We start from the raw sequence: 1,051 nt of genomic DNA, 5'->3' as shown, positions 1-1,051 counted from the left end.
CGGCGGCCGCCTGCCGCGCCCGGGCCGGGGTGCCCGCACCCCCGGCGGTGCGCCGCGCGACGCCGGCCGCCCCCAGGTGCGCGACCGCCAGCTCGCAGGCCAGCGTGGCCGCCTCCGCGGGCCGTACGTCGTCGCGGATGCGCGCGGCCAGTATCCGCAGCGCCCGCTGTACGCCCGGTTCCGGACGCTCCTTCACCGCGGCATGGGTAGCCACCGTGTCACCATCGCTTCCCCCCCGCCTGATGTCCGTGTGCACCGATCCCGGGCTCAGGGTCCCGGCGCGGCCGACCGCACCCCGGTCGCGGGCGCGGGCTCGTACGGCAGCCGGGCCACGACCCGGTACCCGCCGCCGGCCGTCGGGCCCGCGTCGAGCACCCCGCCGTACATGGCGGCCCGTTCGCGCATGCCGACGAGCCCGTGGCCGCCGTCCGGCGCCGCGGCCCGGTGCCCCGCGGCGCGGCCGTCGTCGGTCACCTCGATCCGTACGTCCGTGCCGTCGGCCTCGACGGCGACGCGGCAGCGCGCCGCGCCGGCGTGCTTGACCACGTTGGTCAGCGACTCCTGCGCGATGCGGTAGACCGACAGGCCCACGCCGGCGGGCACCTCGTCGAGCCCGCCGGTGGTCAGCTCCACCGCGACGCCCGCGGCGCGCACCCGGTCGGCGAGCGCCCCGAGGCCCGCGACGCCCGGCGCCGGGTCCAGGTTCCGCGGGCCCGGGCAGGGGTCGGTGCGGGCTCCGGTGTCGACGCGCAGCAGCCGCAGCATGCTCCGCAGCTCCGCCAGCGCCTCGCGGCTGATCGACTCGATGGCCCGCAGCGACTCGGCGACCTCGCCGGGCCGCTCGGCCGCCACGTGGTTGGCCACCGACGCCTTGACCGCGATGAGCCCGATGCTGTGCGTCACGACGTCGTGCAGCTCCCGGGCCACGCGCAGCCGTTCGCCCGCGACGGCGCGCAGCGCCAGCTCCTCCGCGGCGCGGGCCGCGCCCGCCCGCCGGTCCCGCACCACGCGCCCGGCGACCCAGGCGGCGGCGGCCAGCAGCACGGCGAGC

1 protein-coding gene and 1 pseudogene are annotated in these 1,051 nt (G+C 79.7%); both read right to left on the bottom strand.

The features are described 5' to 3' along the window. Positions 1-214: pseudogene (locus tag ABD317_RS37200) on the bottom strand (sensor histidine kinase); the annotation flags it as partial. Between the two features lie 53 nt (positions 215-267). Beyond that, the coding region (locus tag ABD317_RS37195; RefSeq protein WP_344296532.1) for a sensor histidine kinase at positions 268-1,051 on the bottom strand (784 nt) is incomplete at its 5' end.

The organism is Streptomyces synnematoformans (assembly GCF_039531005.1).
Lineage (GTDB): Bacteria > Actinomycetota > Actinomycetes > Streptomycetales > Streptomycetaceae > Streptomyces > Streptomyces synnematoformans.
The sequence above is the reverse complement of the archived record's forward strand: the minus strand, read 5'-3'. Positions and strand labels throughout refer to the sequence as shown.